We start from the raw sequence: 20,837 nt of genomic DNA, 5'->3' as shown, positions 1-20,837 counted from the left end.
TTCGCAGTTCTAACAGCAACCCCCGCTCACTCTTCCGAAGAGAGTGAGCGGGGGTTGCTGCTTAAAGTGCCGGATGTGAGCGGGGGTTGCGTTTAAACCGTCGGATGCGAGCGGGGGTTTGGATAGGGTGGAGGGCATGCCTTCCTTCCAGACCCGCCTCAAGATCACCGGGCTGCGTCCGGGGAATCCGCCCGAGTCCGTCATGGACGCGGCCGTGGAGGCGCTGGGCACCCGCCACCACGTGGAAGCGCACCAGCTGCAGCTTGCCGGCGGGGTGCCGCAGCTTAACCTTCGGTTCCTCGTGGAGGCGAGCGAATACAGCGGCGAGAACCGGCAGGCGGTGGAGTCCGCGGCCATGATGCGCGACGCCGTCGAACGCGTTGCGCTGACAGGTTCGCTCAGCGTGCTGCGGCGCAGCCGCGGCAAGTGGCTGCCCGTCTAGCCTGCGTCCGGAATGGGTTCGTCCTCCACCGGGGACCGGTCGCCGCGCCGGCGGGTGACGATGAGCCCCACGACGGCGCCGATCACCAGGCCCACCGCCACGCCGATCAGCGAGCTGGCCCAAAACGGCAGCTTGGTGGTTGAACCGGTGAAGTATCCCAGCCCCACCAGCCAGCTTGCCCAAAGGACTGCTCCCAGCCCGGCGCAGAGGCCGAACCCGCGCACGGAGACGTTTGCGATCCCGGACGCTGCCGATGTGGCAAGCCGGCCCCCTGGGATGAACCGGGCCCCGATGATGGTGCCGTAGGTGGACGAGCGCCCGGCTTTGGCCAGCGCCGCATGGATGCCGGCGTGGACCCGGCGGCCCCATTTCCAACGGTCCAGCACGTGGCTCAGCCGTCGGCGGAACAGGTGGAAGACCACCATGTCGCCCAGCCAGGATGCCACCGCTGCGAGCAAAAATACCAGGAACACGTTGGCCCGGCCATCGGCGGACAGCGCACCCCCGGTAATCACCACCATCTCAGACGGAATGGGGGGGAAAATGGCGTCACCGACCACCAGCGGGATGACCCAGAAATAGAGGGCCGCCCCCCAGCTGTCTGCGCCGCCGAAGTCCATTGCCACAAGGTACCGCACTTGGGAAACTGGCGGCATGCGGATCACGGTTCTGCGGGGCGACATTACGCAGCGGCGGGTCGACGCGGTGGTTAACGCCGCGAATTCGTCGCTGCTTGGCGGTGGGGGAGTGGACGGGGCGCTGCACCTGGCAGCCGGTCCGGAACTGTTGGCAGCTTGCCGGGAGCTGCGGACAACTGACCTGCCGCACGGCCTGCAGACAGGCGCCGCTGTTGCCACGGCGGGGTTCCGGTTGCCGGCCCGCTGGGTCATCCACACGGTGGGGCCAAACCGGCATGCCGGGCAGACCAACCGGGCCCTCCTGGTCTCCTGCTTCAGCGAAAGCCTGCGGCTGGCGGACAGCCTGGGTGCCAGGGACCTGGCCTTTCCCGCTGTGGGTGCCGGAGCTTACGGTTGGGGTGCGGAGGCAGTAGCGCAGGCGGCCAGGGACGCGATGGCGGGTTTCCAGGCTTCACACCCGGCCAGCGGCCTGGAGCTGGTGGAGTTCGTGCTGCACACGGCCGAGGTTGAAGCGGCGTTCAGGGACGTGCTCGGGCAGCCTCGCTGAGTTCCAGGGCGCTCCGGTATTCCACGGGCCGGCCGGAGATCGGATCCACGAACCGGATGCCGCGGGCCAGAAGCTGGAGGGGCTTGGCGTAGTCGTCCGGAGCTTTGTCCAGCAGGTCCGGGTAGAAGGCGTCGTTCACGATTCCCAGCCCCAATGAGGCCATGTGAACCCGCAGCTGGTGGGTCTTGCCGGTGTGCGGTTCCAGCCGGTACCTGGCCAGGCGCACCGGCCTCCCGGTGGCACCCAGGGAGGGGTCGCCGTCGAACGTTTCCAGCCGCTCGATCCTGGTCTCCGCGTTCGGCTCGCCGTCGATGACTTCCGCCAGCAGGTAGCTGCGGGACTTGGTCATCCGGTTGCGGACCACCACGGGAAAGTCGACGGCGGGTTGCCCAGGCGCGGGCTCTGCGGCGGAGACGCACTCGTACTCCTTCTGCACCTGCCGTTTCTCGAAAAGCACCTGGTACTTGCCCCGGGTCTGCGGGTTGGTGGAGAAGAGCAGGACCCCGGCGGTCATGCGGTCCAGCCGGTGCATGGGGATCAGGTCCGGCAGGTCCAGCTGGTTCCGCAACCGGACCAGGGCGGACTCCTGGATGTAGGTGCCGCCGGGAGTGGTGGGCAGGAAGTGCGGTTTGTCCACCACCAGCAGGTGGTGGTCCTGGTGCAGGATGCTCAGTTCCACGGGCAGCCGGGTCTCCGGCGGCAGTGTGCGGTAGTACCAGATGAACGTGTGGTCCCGCAGCGGGGTGGAGCGGTCCAAGGGGATGCCGCCCTCGCCCACGATCTCGCCAGCGTCGAACCGGTCCTCGATGCCTTGCGGATCGATGTGTCCCCAGCGGTGCATCATGTAGTCCATCGCGGTGTCCCACGGGCCCTCATCCGGCAGCCGCAGGCGGGTGGCGTTGACGCCGTCGCGCACGGGGAGGGGGGATTGCATCACCGGCCCATTCTACCGGGGGCTCATCGCCGGCCATCCCGGGACCGGGGCGGCCTTGAATCTCCGACGATATAAAAGTTCTTGACAATAAAAGTTGTCGGTAACGACAATGGAGGCATGGAGGAAATCGCCGTCATCGAAGACCCGGCCGCAGCCGAAGCATCACTGGATCCTATCCGCACCAGCATTCTGCGGGAACTGGTCCGGCCCGGCTCCGCAACGCAGCTGGCGGCCCGCGTGGGCCTGCCCAGGCAAAAGGTTAACTACCACCTCAAGGCGCTGGAGCGGCATGGCCTGGTGGACCTGGTGGAGGAACGCCGTAAGGGCAACGTCACTGAACGGGTCCTCCAGGCCACTGCAGCCTCCTACCTGATCTCGCCGTCCGCGCTGGCCTCGGTGTCCCCGGACCCGCGTCGGTTCTCAGACCGCTTCTCCGCATTCTGGCTGCTGGCGCTCGCCGGCCGGATGGTCCAGGAGGTGGGAAAGCTGATAGCCGGCGCGGCCGCTGCCCGGCAGAAACTGGCAACGTTCGCCATCGACGGCGAGATTACCTTCCGCACCGCCGCCGAACGGGCCGCCTTCGCCGAGGAGCTCGGCGTGGAGGTCACCCGGCTGGTGGACAAGTACCACGACGCCGGATCACCCCAGGGGCGGCGGCACCGGCTGGTGGTGGCCCTGCACCCCGCTCTTAAAGAAACCAAAACCAACGAACCCACTCCAGGCAAGGAACAGGACAAATGAACAATAAGCGCAATTTCGAAATCGTTTACGACTCTGAGCTTCCCGGCACGCCAGAGCGGGTGTGGGAAGCCGTCACCTCCGGGACCCCGGCGTGGATGTTCCCCACGGACCAGTGGCCGGCCGTCAGGACCGTGGAGGAGTACCCCAGCCACCTGGTATCCAGGATGGAGGGCCCGGACGGCTGGTTCAACCAGCTGGAATACGTGTTGGAACCGCTGGACGGTGGCCGCGCACGCCTGCACTACGTCCACAGCGGCATCTTTGCCGACAACTGGGATGAGCAGTACGACGGCGCCAGCCGGCATACCGGGTTCTACCTGCACACGCTGGGCCAATACCTGCAGTACTTCGACGGCCGTCCTGTGGTGTTCACCGACATCCAGGCCCCCGCGGCCTCGCGGGTCCCGGACGGGTTCGCCCGGCTGCGTGAAGCGCTGGGCCTGGGATCCGCCGGGCAGGGGGCTACGGTTGACGTGGAGCTCAACGCCGTGGGGCGGCTGACGGGCGAGGTGGACTTTTCGAATGAGCACTTCCTGGGCCTGCGTACCCAGGACGCCCTGTACCGTTTCTTCGGCCGCAACGCCTTCGGCGCCCCGGTGGGCATGACGGTGCACGACTTCAGCGGCGCCGGCGACTCCGAGACCACGGCCAAGGCGTGGGGCGGCTTCCTGGAGCGCGTGTACGCGTAGCCCCGGACTCCCGTTTGGCCGCCCAATCGCCGGAACGGTGCGGCGTCGCCGTACCGCTCCGGCGGTTACGCACACCTCCGGCGATTCCGGTGGCCCCGGGTCAGGCTATTGCGACGGCGGGGGCGTGGGTCAGTGACCGGCGAAGCTGGGGAGCGGCGTCCAGCCGGTCCTGGGCGGCCCGGAGTCCCAGGACCGCCGTCTCGAGTTTGTCCGGTGCGAGGGTGAACGGCAGGCGCAGGTTGCGTTCGAACGCGCCGCCGATCCCGAACCGGGGTCCGGCCGCGAGCCTGATGCCATATTCCGGTGCCAGGACCGTCAGGGCCGTACTGATGGGGGCGGGAAGCTTGCACCAGACCGAGAGGCCGCCGGCCGGCGGCATCGTCTGCCAGGCAGGCAGGTGCTCCGCCAGGAGGGCGAGCAGTGTTGACCGGTTGCGGCGCAGCCTGTGCAAGAGTGCAGGCAGCGGCTCCTCGAGTGCCCGCACCAAGTGGGCGGCGGCCAGTTGCTCCATGACGGGCCCGCCCAGGTCCAGTGTGGTGCGCGCTGCGGCGAAGCGCTGGATCATCGGTTCCGATGCCCGGATCCACCCGGTGCGCAGGCCGCCCCAGTGCGACTTGCTCAGCGAGCCGATGGATACCACCGTGCTGCTGAAGCCGGCCAGCGGAGTGGTGGCGATACCGTCGAGGTTGAGGTCCCGGAGTGTTTCATCCGCCACCAGCACTGTTCCGGATGCGGCTGCCGCGCGGGTCAGGCGGCGGCGTTGTTCGTCGGGCATGATCATGCCGGTGGGGTTGTGGAAGTCCGGCACCAGGTAGGCAAGCTTGGGCCGCTGCTGGACCAGGGTCGATTCGAGGGCCGGCAGGTCCCAGCCGGACTCGGCGAAGGCCACCGGGACAGGGCGGCATCGGGCGGAACGGATGGCATCCAACGCGTGGGGATAGCTGGGGTGTTCCACCAGGATCCTGTCCTGCCGGTCGGCCAGGGTGCGGATGATGATGGTCAAGGCATGCTGGGCTCCGGAAGTTACCATGATCTGCCCCGGCTGCGTAGGCACTCCGGCAGCCGTGTACCGGTCTGCAACCGCCTGGCGCAACGGCAGCAGGCCCAACGCGTCGTAGCCAAACCCCGGGAGCAGGGCCGGGAGCTCCGTCAGTGCCGCAGCGAAGGCCCGGTGCACCACTTCGCCGCTGGCAGGCAGTGCGGAATACGCAAGATCGATCAGTCCTTCGGGGGCGGCCAGGCCCGGTGCCGCCAGCGGGACGGTGGACTGGGGCTGGGGACCGAAGAGTGCCGGGCCGAAGGGGGTCAGTTCGGGGATGCGGGTTTTACCGCGGCTGCCCTGGCCGGTGCTCAGGTAGCCCTGGTCCCTGAGGCTGGAGTACGCCGCCGTGACGGTTGTCCGGCTGACCCCCAGGGCGGAGCAGAGCGAGCGCTCGCTGGGCAGGGCGGTGTCCAGCGCGATCCGGCCGTCCAGGATCAGGAGCCGCACCACATCCGCAAGCTCGCGGTAGGCCGGCCCGGTTCCGCTGTTCCACGGGCCAAGGAGGCGGGACAAAGCCTGGGGGGTGAGGACAGCCATAGAGCCAGTATCTCAAACTGGCTATGTATTCCAATGCCAGTTGCGTGGAATGGTTGTTTTCATGATGACCCGCAGACTCCTCCAGCTCTTCACCGGCCTCACCATGTATGGCATCTCGCTGGCCATGTTCATCCGCGCCGGCCTGGGCCTGGACCCCTGGGATGTGTTCCACCAGGGCGTGGCCAACCGGACCGGGCTGAGCATCGGCGTGGTGGTCGTCATTGTGAGTTTCCTGGTGCTGCTCCTCTGGATTCCGCTGCGCCAGTGGCCCGGCTTCGGCACGCTGTGCAATGCCGTGCTGGTGGGAGTGTTTGCGGACATCGGACTGGCGCTGATCCCGCCGGTCTCCCTCCTGGCCGGCCAGATCGGCCTCCTCGCCGGGGCCATCGTGCTGAACGGCATCGCCTCCGCCTGCTACATCGGGGCACGCTTCGGTCCTGGCGCGCGGGACGGGCTGATGACGGGACTTGCCCGCCGCACCGGCTGGTCTGTCAGGCTGTCCCGCACGCTCATCGAGGTGACCGTGCTGGCCGTCGGCTGGCTGCTGGGCGGCTCGGTGGGCGTGGGCACGGTGGTCTATGCCCTGGCCATCGGCCCCCTGGTCCACGTGCTGCTGCCGCGCTTCATGGTTCCCGCAGCGGCGCCGGAAGCGGCAAGCAAGCCGGCTCCCGCCAACTGCTGAGTGCCGGCAATCCCTGCTGTTGTCAGGCCGGCTTTCGGTGTCAGGCGGGCGCTGGCTGGCACTTGGGGCAGAAGTAGATGTCCCGCTCCTCCTCCCCGTTGGGTTTGCCCAGGACTCCGCGCTGGATGGGAGTGCCGCATTTGAGGCATGGCCGGCGCTCCCCGCCATAAACCCAGTAGCCGGGCCTGCCGGCCATCCTGCCCACCGGGAGGCCACGGGCATTGAGGACCGTAACGCGGCGCCCCGGGCCCAGGTTGACCTCCAGGAGCTGCTTGGCGTCGGTCATCATGGTCCGCACGTCCGCAACTTCAGCTACCGGGGTGGCGGGGTGCACGCCGGACAGGAAGCACGCCTCGCAGCGGTAGATGTTGCCGATGCCCGCGAGATTCCGTTGGTCCAGCAGCGCCACGCCGATCGGCACCTCCGGACGGGACCGGACGCGGCGTTCGGCTTCATCCAGGTCCCAGTCCGGACCCAGGAGGTCCGGACCGAGGAATCCCACAATGGAGTCTTCGTCGGCCGTGGCCACCACTTCCACGATGCCCAGGGAGAAGCCGACGGCGTCAGCGGCGGCGGTCCGGAGCACGCACCGGGCAGTGAAGCCGGGCTTCCGCCACCTTCCGCCGGGCGGATAGACCTGCCAGGCGCCTTCCATCTTCAGGTGCGAGTGGATGGTCAGCCGTTTGTCCTCCGGGCCCACCACCCGCATCAGCAGGTGCTTGCCGCGGGGGACCACCTCCTTGACCGTCCACCCGGCGAGGTTCAACGTGGCAAACCGCGGCACCCGGAAGTCAGAGGCAAGCAACGTCTGCCCTGCGAGGGCCTGGTGCAGCTGACGGGCGGCCCGCCAGACGGAATCACCCTCAGGCACGGATCCTCAATCCCTTCGGCGTGGAGTAGGCGCCGGCGGCGCTGAGAGCGGCGGCAACGGGGGTATCCAGGATTCCCTGCCCGTTCACCTTCTCCATAATCAGTTTGTCAACGGCTCCCCGGGTGACTACCCCTACAAGGGCGGCCCCGGCGGCCGCCAGGACGGCGTCGTCATCGCTGAACACCAGCAAGGTCTTCCCGCCGCGTTCCACGTACAGCACCAACGCACCGTCCACCAGCACTACCAGCGCACCCGCCTTCCGGCCGGGACGGTGCCCGGTGCCGGCGTCGTCCCGCAGTGCAGGCCATGGGAGGGCTGCGCCGAAGGGATTGGCAGGATCGGTGGCTGCGAGGGCCAGCGCTACCGGCTCCGCCTTGGCCAGTTGCGTGTCCTCCGAGTAGGAACGCAGTCGGTCCACGGTGGCGGGAACGGCGAACTGGGCGGCGCCGAGGTGCTCGATGAAGTAGCCGCGGCGGCACCGGCCGGCCTCCTCCAGCCGGGCCAGCACCTTGTACATGAGCCCGAAGCCGCCCAGGATTTGTTCGGCCATGACCGAGCCCCTGGTGACCACGCCATAGCGGTCCAGCAGGAGCTCGGCGGTGGCGCGGGCGTGGATGGTGGCATCGAGTTCGGGCTCGGGAAGGGCGGACCAGCGGCCGACAGCCGTAGGCGGGGTGGCGGCGCCCTGTGTTCCGTACCGTCCGCCGGCCAGCCCTGGAGAACCCATCAGGCCCGTACCGTGGGAGCGGCCCAGCCGGCTCAGCCGGGGTGCCCGCGCACGCGGTGCACGAGCCACCTGCCGGTGCGCTGTGTGCCCCCCGGCGATCAGGGACCGGACCGGTGCGAACGTGTCGCCGGTAATCCTGCCGGCCCATGCGAGCTCCCACAGCGCGGTGACCACCTCCTGGTCGCTGAGGACGGCGTCCATGCCGCCGGCCACTTCGGTCAACTGCCGGAAGAAGTACCCGCCACCGTTGTTCCGCAAATGGTCCAGGAGGCGCCGGCCTGCGTCCCCGGGTTCAAAGTCGGGGGCAGGATTGAGCGTCAGTTCCGCGGAATCAGCCAGGTGGAGGCTGATCCAGCCGTCGTTGCCAGGCAATGATCCGGCGCCCGACCAGAGGACTTCACCTGCTGCCATGAGTTCGTCCAGCATGGCGGGCTGGTAGTTCGATACCCGGCTCGCCAGGACCAGTGGCTCCCAGGCCGACGCGGGAACGGGGACCCCGGAGAGCTGGTCGATGGCGGTGATGATCCCGTCCAGGCCCCGCAGCGAGGGCTGGCCGCGCCCGCCGCCCGGGGTCCTGACGTGCTGCCATGCAGGCAGGAAGCGCCCATAGGCTGCGGCGTCCACCGGCTCCACTTCGGCGCGCAGCGCGGCCAGGGAACGGCGGCGGAGCTTGCGCAGCACCTCGGCATCGCACCATTCGCTGGCGATGGCGTGCTGAACGTCAGGTGCGGAGGCGGCGTGTGGTGCAAGGTCATCCGCCGGCTGCCTGTGGTCCGCCGGCTCGGTTTCCTGCCCGGCCGGCTCCTGCGGAGGGGCGTCCGGAGGCGTGACGTGGGGCCGGAACTCGCCCTCCACAACGCGTCCGTCCGCTGCCAGGCGTTTCAGTGCCGTGCCCACCACGGCCACGCCCAGGCCCAGCCGGCTGGCAGCCTCGGCTGCGGTGAACGGACCATGCGTCCGGGCGTACCGGGAGACGAGATCGCCCAGCGGATCGGCAACCGGCTCGATGAAGGCCAACGGGACGCCCATGGGCAGCGGCACGCCGATGGCATCCCGGAGCCGCGCGGCATCCTCGACGGCCGCGAACCGCTCAGATCCTCCGATGTTGACCTTGATGGCGCGATTGGCCCGCTGCAGGGCGGCAAGGTGGGCGGCCGCTTCGACAACGGTGGCGGGGATGTCGGGCTGCCCGGTTTCGACAGGCTCAACCACCGGGGTGATTTCGGCGAGTTCAGCCGCCGGGGCGGTTTCGACCGGCTCAACTGCCGGGGCGGTGCCCTGCAACCGCGCGGCTGCCTCTTCCGGCGCGAGCGGGCCCAGCAGGCGCAGGAGATCGGCCACTCCCTCCATGCCCCGCGCACGCCGGTCGGCGGTGAGCCGCTGCAGCTCGCGTTCGGTGGCCTCGATGACCTTGGCGTCCAGCAGTTCGCGCAGTTCCACCCGGCCCAGCAGTTCGTTGAGGAGCGTGGAGTCCAGGGCCAGGGCGGCGGCGCGGCGTTCCGCGAGCGGGGAATCGCCCTCGTAGAGGAACTGGGCAACATAGCCGAAGAGCAGGGACTTGGCGAACGGCGAGGGTTGTTGGGTGGTGGTCTCCACAATCCGCAGTTCGCGCCGCTCCACGGAGGCGGCGATGTCCTTCAACGCCGGCAGATCGTAGACGTCCTGCAAGCACTCGCGCACCGTTTCGAGCACGATGGGGAACGTGGGGTACTTCCTGGCCACGTCCAGCAGCTGTGCCGACCGCTGGCGCTGCTGCCAGAGCGGCTGCCGCTTGCCGGGGGTCTGCCGGGGCAGCAGGAGCGCGCGGGCCGCGCACTCGCGGAAGCGGGAGGCGAAGAGCGCGCTGCCGCCCACCTCAGCGGTGACGATCTGCTCCAGCTCCTCGGGGTCGAAAAGGAAGAGTTCGGCGCCCGGCGGCTCGTCCTCCATCATGGGCACCCGCAGGACGATGCCGTCGTCGGCCGCCATGGCGGAGCCGTCCAGCCCGTACCGCTGGTGCAGCCGCTGCCCGACAGCGAGGGCCCACGGCGCATGGACGGGCATGCCGAACGGGCTGTGCAGGATCACGCGCCAGTCGCCCAGTTCGTCGTGGAACCGCTCCACCACCAGCGTGGTGTCGCTGGGAACCACCTCGGTGGCCTGCTTCTGTTCGCTGAGGTACTGGATGAGGTTGTTGGCAGCGTAGTCGTCCAGGCCGCTGGCTTTGCAGCGCTCGGTGGCCGGGCCGGGATCGGACGCAGAGAGTTCGCGGACGAACGCGCCCAGGGCGCGGCCCAGGTCCACGGGGCGTCCCAGGGAGTCGCCCTTCCAGAACGGCAGCTTGCCCGGCTGCCCGAACGCGGGGGAGACCAGGACGCGGTCGTGCGTGATGTCCTCGATCTTCCAGCTCGTGGCACCCAGGGCAAAGACGTCCCCCACCCGGGACTCGTAGACCATTTCCTCGTCCAGCTCGCCCACGCGCCGGCCGCCCTTGGGGACGCGTGCAGGTTTGCCGTCCTCGGCCGGGGACGCCGAACCTTCCGCCTCGGTGCCGATGATGTAGACGCCGAACAGGCCGCGGTCCGGGATGGTTCCACCGGACGTGACGGCCAGCCGCTGCGCGCCGGGACGGCCCTCGATGGTGCCTGCGTTCCGGTCCCAGATGATCCTCGGGCGGAGCTCGGCGAATTCGTCGGACGGGTACCGTCCCGCCAGCAGGTCGAGGGTGGCCTCGAACGCGGACCGGGGGAGGGACGCGAACGGAGCGGAGCGGCGCACGGTGCTGAACCATTCCTCCACATCGATGCTGCCCAGGGCCGTTGCCGCCACGGTCTGCTGGGCCAGGATGTCCAGCGGGTTGGCCGGGATGGCAAGGCGCTCGATCTTGCCGTCCAGCATCCGCTCCACGGTGATGGCGGTATGGACCAGGTCCGCCCGGTGCTTGGGGAACAGGACGCCCTGGGAGACCTCGCCCACCTGGTGGCCGGCGCGGCCCACCCGCTGCAGGCCGCTTGCCACCGACGGTGGCGACTCGACCTGCACCACCAGGTCCACGGCACCCATGTCGATGCCAAGCTCCAGCGAGGACGTGGCCACCACGCACCGCAGGCGCCCGGATTTGAGGTCGTCCTCGATCAGCGCCCGCTGGTCCTTGGAAACAGAACCGTGGTGGGCGCGCGCCAGTACCGGATCAGCCCCGGCGGAGCTGCCCGCCTGCGCCATCATGTGCGCGGGCGTGGCCGTTGAAGCGGGAATGCCCGACGACGGTCCCCACGGGGTGCCCGGCCCGGCGTCGAGCCCTTCCGGAGCGGCGTCGTCCCAGCCGCCGCCCACGGCCACCAACTGGCGTTCGGCGTAGATTTCGTTGAGCCGGGCGGTGAGGCGTTCGGCGAGCCGCCGGGAATTCGCGAACACGATGGTGGACTGGTTGGCCAGCACCAGGTCAACGATCTTTTCCTCGACATGCGGCCAAATGGATGCCTGTGGCTGCAGCCCGGAAGCGGGGCCGGAGTCGAACGCCCCCGCAGCGCCCTGCAGGTCCGACATGTCCTCCACCGGCACCGACACCGTCAGGTCCCAGTTCTTGCTGGCCGGTGGCGCGACGATCTCCACGGGGGCCGAACCGGCCAGGAACTGGGCCACGAGTTCCCGCGGCTCCACGGTGGCGGAAAGCCCGATGCGCTGCGCAGGTTTGGGCAGCAGCGCGTCCAGCCGCTCCAAGGACACCGCAAGGTGGGCGCCGCGCTTGGTTCCGGCGACGGCGTGGACTTCGTCGATGATGATGGTGTCCACCTCGGTGAGGGTTTCGCGGGCCCTGGAGGTAAGCATGAGGAACAGCGATTCGGGGGTGGTGATGAGGATGTCCGGCGGGTTGCTCAGCAGGGACCGGCGGTCCGCGGCCGGGGTGTCCCCGGACCGGACCCCCACGGTGATCAGCGGTGCGGGAAGCCCCAGCCGCTTGGCTGTTTGCGTGATGCCGATCAGCGGCGAGCGGAGGTTGCGTTCCACGTCAACGCCCAATGCCTTGAGGGGCGAAATGTAGAGGACGCGGGTTTTGCGTTTGGGTTCGCGGGACCGCTTCCCTTTGGCCGGCGCTTCCGCGGCGGGGTCAGGGGGCGCCGGTGCCGTGCTGAGGAGGCGGTCCAGGGCCCACAGGAAGGCGGCGAGGGTCTTGCCGGAGCCGGTTGGCGCCACCACCAGTGCGTGCGAACCTGACGAGATGGCAGTCCAGGCCCCGGCCTGCGCGGGTGTCGGTTCAGAAAAGGCGCCCAGGAACCAGTCCCGGGTGGCGCGGCTGAACTGGCCCATGGGCGCAGCGGCGCCCGAAGCGCTGCCGGCAGGGCGCTGTTCCTGGTTCATGCCTCCATCATGCCCCAAGGCACCGACACCGGCTTTCGGGGACGCAGCGGCCCGGCGTGGTCGCCGGGCCGCTGTCAGCTCTTCGGGAGGTTGCGCCCGGTCAGGCCGGCTGGAACGCCCCAATGGAGAGCAGGGTGATCTGCTCGTTGCTGCAGGCCTTGGTGGGCTGCGGGAGGAACAGGGAGTCAGTGTCTTCGGGCGGGTAGACCCGGTACCCGGCGGCATCCACCTGCGAGCAGTCCATGTAGTTGGCCGCCTGGGTGTAGCGCAGCACAGCGGTGCCGGTCTGGCCGGGAGCCAGCAGTACATCAACCACTGGTGCGGAATCATCCCGTGTGGCCGGGGCCCCGATCGGGGCCCCGGCAGCGTCCGCCACCAGGGAGACGCCGGCGAAACCCTTGAGTACGCAGGGTTCGGTGCCCTTGTTGGTGAGGTTGAGCTTCATGTAGACACTGCCCGCCGCGCCGCCGCCGGTGGCGTCGGTGGCCGCCGTGAGTCCGGCCGCCTTGCACAGGGCAGGCGCGCCCGCGGCGGTGGTGCCGGGGGCGGGGGATTCCGGCGGCGTCGTGGCAGGTGCGGAGGACGCCGGCGGAGCGGTGGATGCCGACGATGTGGGTAACTGGCTGGCCTGCCCGGTGCCGGGCGCCGTCGTCGTCTGGGACTGCGGCTGGCTTGGACCGCACGCGGTGAGCAACAGCGCTGCCGCTGCGGCCGCCGTCGTCATGGCAAACGCCTGGGAAATTATCTGAGACCTCATGGCACCACCTTCGCCGTACCGGTTGCCCGCGTCAACGATGCCACATGCCTTGGCGGCAATTTGATGCCCGGATCGTGATGATCCGGGCACTGAAGGGCTCCCGCGGGATGCCATGCGGCGGCAGCGCACCCCGGCCGGGAACCGGCAACTGTCAGTCCGTTTCCGGCCCGGTGCAGTAGGGGCAGTCCTCGGGGCACTCTGTCATGCCGGCACCCCTGCCAGGTCTAAGCCGTCTGCGATGTGGAACAGCCGGCGGCCGCCCGCGGGCGCGGTCACCCACACGATGTCGCCGTCGTCAGTCTTCTCATCCACCACGCCGCTGAAGGCCGCCCGGCCGTTCCCTCTGAGTTCCACCGGGTCGCCGATCTCTACCGGGTCCCAGCGGACAGGGCTTTTTACGCGGCTCGTCATTGAAGTCACGGGCATTCCTTTGCACGGCTTGGCTGCGGCGGCAACTGCCGCCCCATGAAGCCATCAAACAGGGGCGTTGCCGTCCGGCTCAATGGAGGAGTGACCACGCACGCCGGCACTTCTTTGTGCATGCCTCCAGCGGCCTTGTGCGGCCATCCAGCGGGGCCGTGTGCCATGGCCAAGGCCGGGGTTAGACTGCCTGCGTAAGCGTCGGCGATCGAAGGAGAAGTTCATGGACTACACCGGAAGCCAGTCGGAAAAGGCAGTCACCGCCGGTGAACTGGGCCGCAGCCACATCGGGCAGACAATCAGCTTCCAGCCGAACGACTTCACGGTGGTCTTCGGCAAGCTCGCAGGAATCGCGCGGACGGAAGCCATGGTTTACATCTCCCTGACCGGGGTGGGAAACGGCACGCATTTGAAGGATGAGTACGATCTGCCGGTGACCCATGAGGTCTACGTTCCCGTGGACGTCATCTCCAACGCGGAATCCACCATCAAGGATTTGTTCGGCAAGGTCCAGGAGAACCTTCGCGGGACCGGCCACAAGGGCGGCGAGGACCGGACCGACCGGCTGTAGCCCGGAAACCTGGCTGATGGCCGGCATCGTTTTCGATGCCGGCCATCAGTGCTTGGGAAGGCAGTGCTCCACATCTCTGTTGGAAGGAACATCATGGGCAACGAAGCTGCATGGCAGGAAACCACAACCGCGGGCAGGTTCGCAGGGAGGACCGTCATTGTCACCGGCGCAGGCTCGGGCATCGGGTTGGCAACCGCACTGCGCGTCGCCAAGGAAGGCGGCCGGGTGATCGCGGCGGACATCAGCAAGGAACGGCTGGATGACCTCGTGGCCGGGAATCCGGGCCTGGACCTGGTTGCCGTTGCCGGTGATATCTCCACCGAAGACGCTGTGGCGGCGGTGGTGGCGGCCGCCGGCGGCAGGGTGGATGCGCTGGCCAACGTTGCCGGCATCATGGACAACTTCGCTCCCATCCACGAGATGGACGACGAGGTCTGGGAGCGGGTCTTCCGGGTCAATGTCACTGCGCTGATGCGCCTCACCCGTGCCGTGGTGCCGCTGATGCTGGAGGCAGGCACCGGATCCGTGGTGAACGTGTCCTCGGAGGCCGGCTTGCGGGGCTCCGCCGCGGGCGCGGCCTACACGGCCTCCAAGCACGCCGTGGTGGGACTCACCAAGAACTCCGCCGTCATGTACGGCCCCTCGGGACTGCGCTTCAACACCGTGGCGCCGGGTGCCACCATCACCAATATCGAGGCGAACTGGGGCTCGGAGCTGGCGGCAGGGCGGCTGGGTCCGCTGATGCAGGCGAACATCCCGACGCCCGCCACCGCTGCCCAGCTCGCCGCGTCCATCACCTTCCTGCTCAGTGACGACGGCACCAATGTGAACGGCGCCGTCCTCGCGTCCGACGGCGGCTGGTCGGCACTGTAGCCGGCACCGGCGCTGCCGGCAGGCACCTTAAGGCCAAGCGGACGACGCCGGGTGAGTCCCGTCGTCGTCCGCTCACCCAGGGCAGCCCCCGCAAGGCTGCCTAGTACGCCTTGACGCGCTGGTCCACCACCAGGTGGATCAGCGCGAATGTGCGGTCCCGGTCAATGGCCGCCAGTGCGGAATCCAGGGCGGCCGGCACGTCGCGGTCGTCCGTGACAGTGATGCCGAAGCCACCGAACGCCGTGGCCATCAACCCGAAGTCCGGGTTCTTGAGTTGGGTGCCGGAGACCCGCTGCGGATAGTGCCGCTCCTGGTGCGTGCGGATGGTGCCGTACTCCTGGTTGTCCATGACCACCACCAGGGGCGCGGCGCCGTATTGGGCGGCGGTAGCCAATTCCTGGCCGTTCATGAGGAATTCGCCGTCCCCCGCGATGGTCACGACGCGCCGGTGCGGGTCGGCGAGCGATGCGGCAATGGCGGACGGAATGGAGTACCCCATGGAGCCGTTGCGGGCACTGAGCATGGAGGCATAGCGGCGGGTGGGGAAGTACCGGTGCGCCCAGTTGGTGTGTTCGCCGGCGCCGAACGTCACCACGGCGTCCTCGGGAAGCCGGGGCACCAGGTTTGCCATCAGGGTGTCCATCCTGGCCTGCCCTGCCCCCGGCGCAGCGGGAGGCAGCGCGGCGAAGCGCTCCTGTTCCGCCCGCATCCGGGCCGTCCAGTCCCGCCACTCGTCCTTCACCGGCAGGGTGATGCCGGCAAGGCCGCGCACGAACGCTTCCGGCTTGGCCAGGATCTGCCGCGACACCGGGCCGGACCGTCCGCGCAGCGACGGGTCCACCGTGACCAGGAAGTTCTCCTTGGTCCAGTCCTGCCGGCACACGAAACCGTCCGTAATGACGTCCCCCGGCACCGTGCCCACGAAGACCAGCAGGTCGGTTTCCTCCAGCAGGTCATAGGTGGGACGTGGACGGCCATAGCCGATGGGTCCCACGTAGGAGGGCGAGTCGAAGGGCACCGTACCCTGCGTCCGCCACTCCGCCGCCGCCGGGATGTGGTGCCTTTCCAGCCACTCGGTGAGCTGGTCCGCGGCCTCCTGCGTCCAGTCGTTGCCGCCGGTGACGAAGAGGGGCTTGCTCGATTTAGCAAGCGCCGCTTCCAGCGCTGCCGCATCCGTGCTGGCCATGCCGCCGGCGGCAACGGGAATCGCAGGGTGCAGCGCGGGGCTGACCTGCTGCCGGATGATGTCCTCAGGCAGGCCCACCACCACGGGCCCGGGCCGGCCGCTCATGGCCGCAAACATGGCTTCCGCCACGATCTCGGACGCCCGCTCCGGGTGGTCAAGGACCATGACCCGTTTGGCGCCGGTATCGAACCAGGACTTGATGTCGAATTCCTGGAACGCCTCCCGGTCCCGGTGGGCGAACGGAATGAGGCCCACGAAGAGCAGCATGGGGGTGGAGTCCTGCCAGGCGGTATGCAGTCCCACGTGGGCGTTCGCGGCGCCGGGTCCACGGGTCACCATCGCCACCCCGGGACGCTGGTTCATCTTGCCATCGGCCTCGGCCATATAGGCGGCCCCGCCCTCATGGCGGCAGACGATGGTTTCGATGGCGGACCCATGCAGGCCATCCAGCACATCAAGGAAGCTCTCGCCGGGAACAACGTAGGTGCGCTCCACGCCATGGGCCACCAGGGAATCGATAATGACGTGCCCGGCGGACTTCAGGGTTGGCTGCGCATGGTCCGGCGCGTTTGGGTGGAGGTTCTTCCGGTCATCGACGACGGCGGCGGGCTGGGGACGGGATGCGGTCACGGTGGGCTGCGGCTCTGGAGTCATGTTCTTTCTTTGGCTCGAAGGGTGGGAGGGAACGGGGTCCGTGTTACGTGATGGGTGTCCGGTTGGCGATGACGGGGGAGGTGCCGGTGTAGCCGTCGCGGGTTTCGGCGATGTGGCGGATGCGGGTGCGGCAGGCGTACCAGCCGGCGACCATGAGGATGGAGGCGATGGCGGTGACGAGCATGGTCAGGGGTGAGTCGATGAAGACCATGATGAGGACGCCGATGAGGAAGAGGAGTGAGAGGTAGCCGGTGTAGGGGGCGCCGAACATGCGGAAGGAGGGGCGTTCGACCCAGCCTTTGTCGGCCCAGCGTTTGAGTTGGATCTGGCACAGGACGATGGTGGCCCAGGTCATGATGATGCCGACGGAGGCGATGTTCAGGACGATTTCGAAGGCGTCGGCGGGGACGAGGTAGTTCAGCGGGACGCCGAGGAGGGAGACGGTGGCGGTGATGGCGATGCCGCCGTAGGGGACGCCTGCTTTGTTCATGCGGGAGGCGAATTTGGGGGCGGAGCCGTTCACGGACATCGAGCGCAGGATCCGGCCGGTGGAGTAGAGCCCGGCGTTCAGGGAGGACAGGGCTGCGGTGAGGACGACGAGGTTCATGATGACGTCCACGCCCTGGACGCCGATGGAGCCGAAGAACGTCACGAAGGGGCTGACGCCTTTTTGGTAGGAGGTGAAGGGCAGCAGCAGGGCGAGGAGGATCACGGAGCCGACGTAGAACACGGCGATGCGGAAGACCACGGAGTTGATGGCTTTGGGCATGATTTTTTGGGGGTTTTCGGTTTCGCCGGCGGCGGTGCCGACGAGTTCGATGGAGGCGTAGGCGAACAGGACGCCTTGCATGAGGATGATCATGGGCAGCAGGCCGTTGGGGAAGATCCCGCCGTTGTCGGACAGGAGGCTGATGCCGACTTGTTGGCCGGAGACGGGGGTGCCGAAGATGACGAAGTAGGTGCCGATGATCAGGAACGCGACGAGGGCGGCGACCTTGATCAGGGCGAACCAGAATTCCATTTCGCCGAAGACTTTCACGGAGACCAGGTTCAGGGCGAGGACGACGATCAGGGCGGTCAGTGCCCAGGCCCACTGCGGGACGTCGGCCATCCAGGGGATGTAGTTGCCGAAGAAGTGCATGTAGAGGGCGGCGGCGGTGATGTCCACGATGGTGGTGGTGGCCCAGTTGATCCAGTAGAACCAGCCGGAGACGAACGCGGCTTTTTCGCCGAAGAATTCGCGGGCGTAGGAGACGAAGGAGCCTGAGGAGGGCCGGTGCAGGACCAGTTCGCCCAGGGCGCGCAGGATCAGGAACGCGAAGAACCCGCACACGGCGTACGCGATCACCAGGGACGGGCCCGCGGCGTTGAGGCGGCCGCCGGCGCCGAGGAACAGGCCGGTACCGATCGCACCGCCGATCGCGATCATCTGGATCTGCCGCGGCTTGAGGTTCTTGTGGTAGCCCTTGTCCTCCGCGTGCAGGGAGGTCTCAGACGCATGCGCGTGACCACCATCAATCAAGTGGTCGAACTCAACCTCGTCATTGGGGTTGTTGGGCATGGGTATTCCTTTCGATCCGGGAAAGATCTTGCTGGATGGGGAAAATTAGAAAACTGACCAGCCGGTGCGGTCGGAGAGGTCGGCCAGAGCTGCCGTGCCGGCGAGGGAATTGCCTTTTGGATCAAGGCGCGGGCTCCACACACAGATGGCGCACTGGCCCGGGACGATGACCAGGATGCCGCCGCCCACACCGCTCTTGCCGGGCAGGCCCACCCGGTACGCGAATTCGCCGGCGGCGTCATACATGCCGCAGGTCAGCATGATGGAACCGATCCGCTTGGCCTCGCTGCGGGACAACACCCTGCCCGATCTCCCCAGGCCGTCATTGGCAAGGAACAGCCCGGCCCTGGCCAGCTCCTTGCAGGTCATCATGATGGAGCATTGGCGGACATAGTTTTCCACCACGGATTCCGCAGGCTGCGTGAGGTTGCCGAAGTCCTTCAGGAAGTGCGCGAGGGCCAGGTTGCGGCTGCTGCCGGCCAATTCGCCGGCAGCGGCGGCTTCGTCGATGAACGGGCTCTGGCTGCCCGCGCCTCCCCGTGTACCCGCTTGTTCGGTGAGGAACCGCAGGAGCTGTGTGGCGGCGTCGGGCGTCTCTTCCATCAGGTGGTCCGTGACCACCAGGGCGCCGGCGTTGATGAAGGGGTTGCGGGGGATGCCGTGCTCGGCTTCGAGCTGGACCAGCGAGTTGAACGCCGTTCCGGAGGGTTCGCGCAGTACCCGCGACCACAGCCGGGCGGAGCGGCTTCCCTGCAGTGCCATGGCCAGGGTGAATACCTTGGAGATGCTCTGGATGGAGAAGGGAACGTCGGCATCGCCGGAACTGAAGACTTCACCGGAGGTGGTGGCGACGGCGATCCCGAAACGGTTGAAGGGGACTGTGGCCAGGAAGGGGATGTTGCCGGGTACTGCACCCGTTTCCGTCCGCGGCCGGTGCTGCCGGACGATCTCCTCGAGGAGGATGTCCAGGGGCGGTGCGCTGAGCGTCGTGGTCATTTCCTGCCTGAATTGTTGTTTGAAGCGGCCCACTCCTGAAGATGGAGCAGAGCCACGAGTGAGTCCCGGGGACTGCCGAAGTTGAGGCCCGTCACCCGGGTGGCCTTGGCCACCCGGTAATACACGGTGTTCTTGTGCAGGTTCATCTGCCGGGCGCACTCGGCGACGTCGAAGGACGCATCGAAATACACGCGGAGGGTTTCGGCAAGTTCTGCGTCATCCTGGAGGAGCGCTGCCAGGCTGCGGTGCCGGAAGGGCGAGGTATGAAAGTTCCGCACCGCCTCGCGGTACAGGATTTCCGCTTCGAAATCGGCCACCCCGGCAACCGTGCCGGGTTCCGCAGTGCCCACGCAGGCCAGCAGCGCCTCCGTCACACGGGTCACCGTATGGAGGGACAGCAGGTCCGGCACCAGGGGGCCGACGGCGGCGAAGGGGATGATGCCGAGGTGTTTGCGGGCGTCCCGGACGATTGCCTCGGCAAGGGACCGCAGCCCCGCTTCCGCGGTGCTTGACTGCAGGTCCGGGACGATGATGGCCGTGTCGCCGTTGAACTGGCCGACGACGGCGGAGGCCTTGTAGGCGGCCGCGTGGATGGACGCGAGGTTGGCAAGTTCCCCGTGCTTGAGCGCGGCGTCGTCGGCACGCGAGTCGGCGTCGGACATGCCCATCAGGATGAGCGCGGCGGGAGCTTCAGAGGGGATTTTTCCGCTGTGCGCGCCGGCGGCGGCTTCTGCCGGACCCGACAGGATCCGCGCAATCCGGTCCTCCCGCATGTGTACGGACTGCTGGTTGCGGTAGCGGATCAGTTCTGCCGAGACGCGTGCCGCGGATCCCGTCAGGACATATTCAACATCCGGGCCGAAGCCTCCACCGGTCTCCTGGAGCCAGATGTAACCCATGATCCGGTCGCCGGCAAAGAGCGCGATGGCCACCCGTTCCCGCAGCCCGTCCTGGGGCCTCGCGGGGACGCGGACCGGTTGACGGGTGCGGTGGAGTTCCCGGTAGGCACCCAGGTCCTTGAGCAGCAGTTCGTACTTCCGGGGGCCGCGGCGGGCCAGGATGGACGCTTTCCGGAGCTCATCGATGTCATTGGTGACCGTGGAATAGGCCAGGACTTTGTTGGCCGCATCCTCAATGAGCACGTGGCTGGACGTGAGCCGCGCCGTGGTCTGGGCAATCGCGAACAGGTCTTCCTCGAGCAGCGTCAGCACTTCGCTCTGGTAGCTGCGCGGCTGGATCCGGTCCTTGGCGATGGACAGCAGTCGGTCCCAGTCTGCTGCCGGGTCCACCAGCAGGAGCCCCGATCCGGCTGCCCGCAGGAGCTCTTCCGCTTCTGCCAGGTCGTCCCGCTGGCCCTTCATTGCGACTACCGGGGGCGGGTCCTTCAGCAGGCGCCGGAGGGCAGGCAGCGCAGACCTGCCGCGGACCCCGATGAGCAGGACAAAGGCTTTGGCGGCCTCGACTGATTCATCATCGGCGTCGACAATCAGGAACCGTTCGATGGCCGGCGCCGAAGGGCCGGGCCGGAGGATGAGGCTGGCGAAGCCAAGCGGAAGATCCGAGAGGATGTCATCCACCGTAACCGCGGCCATGGTTGTCCCTTTGCATTGATCCCGCCGGACGGCTCCGTC

At 68.0% G+C, this 20,837-nt stretch carries 18 protein-coding genes; 7 read left to right on the top strand and 11 right to left on the bottom strand.

Annotated elements, in window-relative coordinates; all coding sequences use genetic code 11:
- Positions 1-136: 136 nt before the first annotated feature.
- A complete protein-coding gene (locus QF050_RS00595; RefSeq protein ID WP_308928676.1) occupies positions 137-442 on the top strand; it encodes a hypothetical protein in 306 nt (101 codons plus the stop codon).
- On the opposite strand, the gene QF050_RS00590 is transcribed toward QF050_RS00595, so the two are convergent.
- Positions 439-1,098: a DedA family protein gene (locus QF050_RS00590; RefSeq protein ID WP_308928675.1), complete on the bottom strand. Its 660-nt coding sequence runs from the start codon at positions 1,096-1,098 to the stop codon at positions 439-441. The two genes, QF050_RS00595 and QF050_RS00590, sit on opposite strands and share 4 nt — an antisense overlap.
- On the opposite strand from QF050_RS00590, the gene QF050_RS00585 reads away from it, so the two are divergent.
- Positions 1,097-1,627, top strand: coding sequence for an O-acetyl-ADP-ribose deacetylase (locus QF050_RS00585; protein WP_308928674.1), 531 nt, complete (start codon positions 1,097-1,099; stop codon positions 1,625-1,627). The two genes, QF050_RS00590 and QF050_RS00585, sit on opposite strands and share 2 nt — an antisense overlap.
- Here QF050_RS00585 and QF050_RS00580 read toward each other — a convergent pair.
- On the bottom strand, positions 1,599-2,561 hold the full coding sequence (locus tag QF050_RS00580; protein ID WP_308928673.1) for an RluA family pseudouridine synthase: 963 nt from the start codon (positions 2,559-2,561) through the stop codon (positions 1,599-1,601). The genes QF050_RS00585 and QF050_RS00580 overlap by 29 nt on opposite strands.
- A 117-nt stretch (positions 2,562-2,678) precedes the next feature.
- On the opposite strand from QF050_RS00580, the gene QF050_RS00575 reads away from it, so the two are divergent.
- The gene (locus QF050_RS00575) at positions 2,679-3,302 is read left to right on the top strand and encodes a helix-turn-helix domain-containing protein (RefSeq protein ID WP_308928672.1); all 624 of its coding nucleotides are present in this window, start codon (positions 2,679-2,681) and stop codon (positions 3,300-3,302) included.
- Positions 3,299-3,991: an SRPBCC domain-containing protein gene (locus QF050_RS00570; RefSeq protein ID WP_308928671.1), complete on the top strand. Its 693-nt coding sequence runs from the start codon at positions 3,299-3,301 to the stop codon at positions 3,989-3,991. Before QF050_RS00575 ends, QF050_RS00570 begins: the two co-directional genes overlap by 4 nt.
- Before the next feature lie 100 nt (positions 3,992-4,091).
- Here QF050_RS00570 and QF050_RS00565 read toward each other — a convergent pair whose 3' ends face one another.
- Positions 4,092-5,570 carry a PLP-dependent aminotransferase family protein gene (locus tag QF050_RS00565; RefSeq protein ID WP_308928670.1) on the bottom strand — a complete coding sequence of 493 codons (1,479 nt, stop codon included), beginning with the start codon at positions 5,568-5,570 and terminating at the stop codon, positions 4,092-4,094.
- A 61-nt stretch (positions 5,571-5,631) separates the two neighbouring features.
- On the opposite strand from QF050_RS00565, the gene QF050_RS00560 reads away from it, so the two are divergent.
- Positions 5,632-6,252, top strand: a complete 621-nt coding sequence (locus tag QF050_RS00560) for a hypothetical protein (protein WP_308928669.1) — start codon at positions 5,632-5,634, stop codon at positions 6,250-6,252.
- 40 nt (positions 6,253-6,292) lie between these two features.
- On the opposite strand, the gene QF050_RS00555 is transcribed toward QF050_RS00560, so the two are convergent.
- From QF050_RS00555 to QF050_RS00540, 4 genes are all read right to left on the bottom strand, one after another.
- Positions 6,293-7,123, bottom strand: coding sequence for a DNA-formamidopyrimidine glycosylase family protein (locus QF050_RS00555; protein ID WP_308928668.1), 831 nt, complete (start codon positions 7,121-7,123; stop codon positions 6,293-6,295).
- Positions 7,116-12,188: a DNA glycosylase AlkZ-like family protein gene (locus tag QF050_RS00550; RefSeq protein ID WP_308928667.1), complete on the bottom strand. Its 5,073-nt coding sequence runs from the start codon at positions 12,186-12,188 to the stop codon at positions 7,116-7,118. The genes QF050_RS00555 and QF050_RS00550 overlap by 8 nt, the downstream gene beginning before the upstream one ends.
- A gap of 100 nt (positions 12,189-12,288) precedes the next feature.
- Complete coding sequence (locus tag QF050_RS00545) at positions 12,289-12,945, bottom strand: DUF4232 domain-containing protein (RefSeq protein ID WP_308928666.1); 657 nt, start codon at positions 12,943-12,945, stop codon at positions 12,289-12,291.
- A 201-nt stretch (positions 12,946-13,146) separates the two neighbouring features.
- On the bottom strand, positions 13,147-13,356 hold the full coding sequence (locus tag QF050_RS00540; protein WP_308932062.1) for a hypothetical protein: 210 nt from the start codon (positions 13,354-13,356) through the stop codon (positions 13,147-13,149).
- Between the two features lie 232 nt (positions 13,357-13,588).
- On the opposite strand from QF050_RS00540, the gene QF050_RS00535 reads away from it, so the two are divergent.
- On the top strand, positions 13,589-13,936 hold the full coding sequence (locus QF050_RS00535; RefSeq protein ID WP_308928665.1) for a hypothetical protein: 348 nt from the start codon (positions 13,589-13,591) through the stop codon (positions 13,934-13,936).
- Between the two features lie 93 nt (positions 13,937-14,029).
- Positions 14,030-14,809 (top strand): SDR family NAD(P)-dependent oxidoreductase, encoded by a 780-nt coding sequence (locus tag QF050_RS00530; protein ID WP_308928664.1) that lies wholly within the window; start codon positions 14,030-14,032, stop codon positions 14,807-14,809.
- Between the two features lie 100 nt (positions 14,810-14,909).
- Here the strand turns inward: QF050_RS00530 and QF050_RS00525 are convergent, their stop codons facing one another.
- Genes QF050_RS00525 through QF050_RS00510 form a run of 4 tightly spaced genes read right to left on the bottom strand, consistent with a single transcriptional unit; the run spans position 14,910 to position 20,798 of the window.
- Entirely contained in the window at positions 14,910-16,649 is a 1,740-nt protein-coding gene (locus tag QF050_RS00525) for a thiamine pyrophosphate-dependent enzyme (RefSeq protein ID WP_308928663.1), read from the bottom strand.
- 43 nt (positions 16,650-16,692) lie between these two features.
- Positions 16,693-18,210 (bottom strand): amino acid permease, encoded by a 1,518-nt coding sequence (locus QF050_RS00520; RefSeq protein ID WP_308928662.1) that lies wholly within the window; start codon positions 18,208-18,210, stop codon positions 16,693-16,695.
- 45 nt (positions 18,211-18,255) lie between these two features.
- Positions 18,256-19,206, bottom strand: a complete 951-nt coding sequence (locus tag QF050_RS00515; RefSeq protein WP_308928661.1) for a glutaminase — start codon at positions 19,204-19,206, stop codon at positions 18,256-18,258.
- Positions 19,203-20,798: a helix-turn-helix domain-containing protein gene (locus QF050_RS00510; protein WP_308928660.1), complete on the bottom strand. Its 1,596-nt coding sequence runs from the start codon at positions 20,796-20,798 to the stop codon at positions 19,203-19,205. Before QF050_RS00510 ends, QF050_RS00515 begins: the two co-directional genes overlap by 4 nt.
- Positions 20,799-20,837 lie beyond the last annotated feature (39 nt).

Origin of the sequence: Arthrobacter sp. SLBN-112, assembly GCF_030944625.1 — a bacterium.
In the GTDB taxonomy this organism is placed as follows: domain Bacteria; phylum Actinomycetota; class Actinomycetes; order Actinomycetales; family Micrococcaceae; genus Arthrobacter.
The sequence above is the reverse complement of the archived record's forward strand: the minus strand, read 5'-3'. Positions and strand labels throughout refer to the sequence as shown.

What these genes read in the sequence shown, in the direction of transcription:
- QF050_RS00510 (WP_308928660.1), bottom strand. Translation starts at nt 20,798, where the DNA reads ATGGCCGCGGTTACGGTGGATGACATCCTCTCGGATCTTCCGCTTGGC.
- QF050_RS00565 (WP_308928670.1), bottom strand. Translation starts at nt 5,570, where the DNA reads ATGGCTGTCCTCACCCCCCAGGCTTTGTCCCGCCTCCTTGGCCCGTGG.
- QF050_RS00580 (WP_308928673.1), bottom strand. Translation starts at nt 2,561, where the DNA reads ATGCAATCCCCCCTCCCCGTGCGCGACGGCGTCAACGCCACCCGCCTG.
- QF050_RS00575 (WP_308928672.1), top strand. Translation starts at nt 2,679, where the DNA reads ATGGAGGAAATCGCCGTCATCGAAGACCCGGCCGCAGCCGAAGCATCA.
- QF050_RS00560 (WP_308928669.1), top strand. Translation starts at nt 5,632, where the DNA reads ATGATGACCCGCAGACTCCTCCAGCTCTTCACCGGCCTCACCATGTAT.
- QF050_RS00585 (WP_308928674.1), top strand. Translation starts at nt 1,097, where the DNA reads ATGCGGATCACGGTTCTGCGGGGCGACATTACGCAGCGGCGGGTCGAC.
- QF050_RS00590 (WP_308928675.1), bottom strand. Translation starts at nt 1,098, where the DNA reads ATGCCGCCAGTTTCCCAAGTGCGGTACCTTGTGGCAATGGACTTCGGC.
- QF050_RS00595 (WP_308928676.1), top strand. Translation starts at nt 137, where the DNA reads ATGCCTTCCTTCCAGACCCGCCTCAAGATCACCGGGCTGCGTCCGGGG.
- QF050_RS00550 (WP_308928667.1), bottom strand. Translation starts at nt 12,188, where the DNA reads ATGAACCAGGAACAGCGCCCTGCCGGCAGCGCTTCGGGCGCCGCTGCG.
- QF050_RS00570 (WP_308928671.1), top strand. Translation starts at nt 3,299, where the DNA reads ATGAACAATAAGCGCAATTTCGAAATCGTTTACGACTCTGAGCTTCCC.
- QF050_RS00540 (WP_308932062.1), bottom strand. Translation starts at nt 13,356, where the DNA reads ATGACGAGCCGCGTAAAAAGCCCTGTCCGCTGGGACCCGGTAGAGATC.
- QF050_RS00515 (WP_308928661.1), bottom strand. Translation starts at nt 19,206, where the DNA reads ATGACCACGACGCTCAGCGCACCGCCCCTGGACATCCTCCTCGAGGAG.
- QF050_RS00530 (WP_308928664.1), top strand. Translation starts at nt 14,030, where the DNA reads ATGGGCAACGAAGCTGCATGGCAGGAAACCACAACCGCGGGCAGGTTC.
- QF050_RS00525 (WP_308928663.1), bottom strand. Translation starts at nt 16,649, where the DNA reads ATGACTCCAGAGCCGCAGCCCACCGTGACCGCATCCCGTCCCCAGCCC.
- QF050_RS00520 (WP_308928662.1), bottom strand. Translation starts at nt 18,210, where the DNA reads ATGCCCAACAACCCCAATGACGAGGTTGAGTTCGACCACTTGATTGAT.
- QF050_RS00535 (WP_308928665.1), top strand. Translation starts at nt 13,589, where the DNA reads ATGGACTACACCGGAAGCCAGTCGGAAAAGGCAGTCACCGCCGGTGAA.
- QF050_RS00545 (WP_308928666.1), bottom strand. Translation starts at nt 12,945, where the DNA reads ATGAGGTCTCAGATAATTTCCCAGGCGTTTGCCATGACGACGGCGGCC.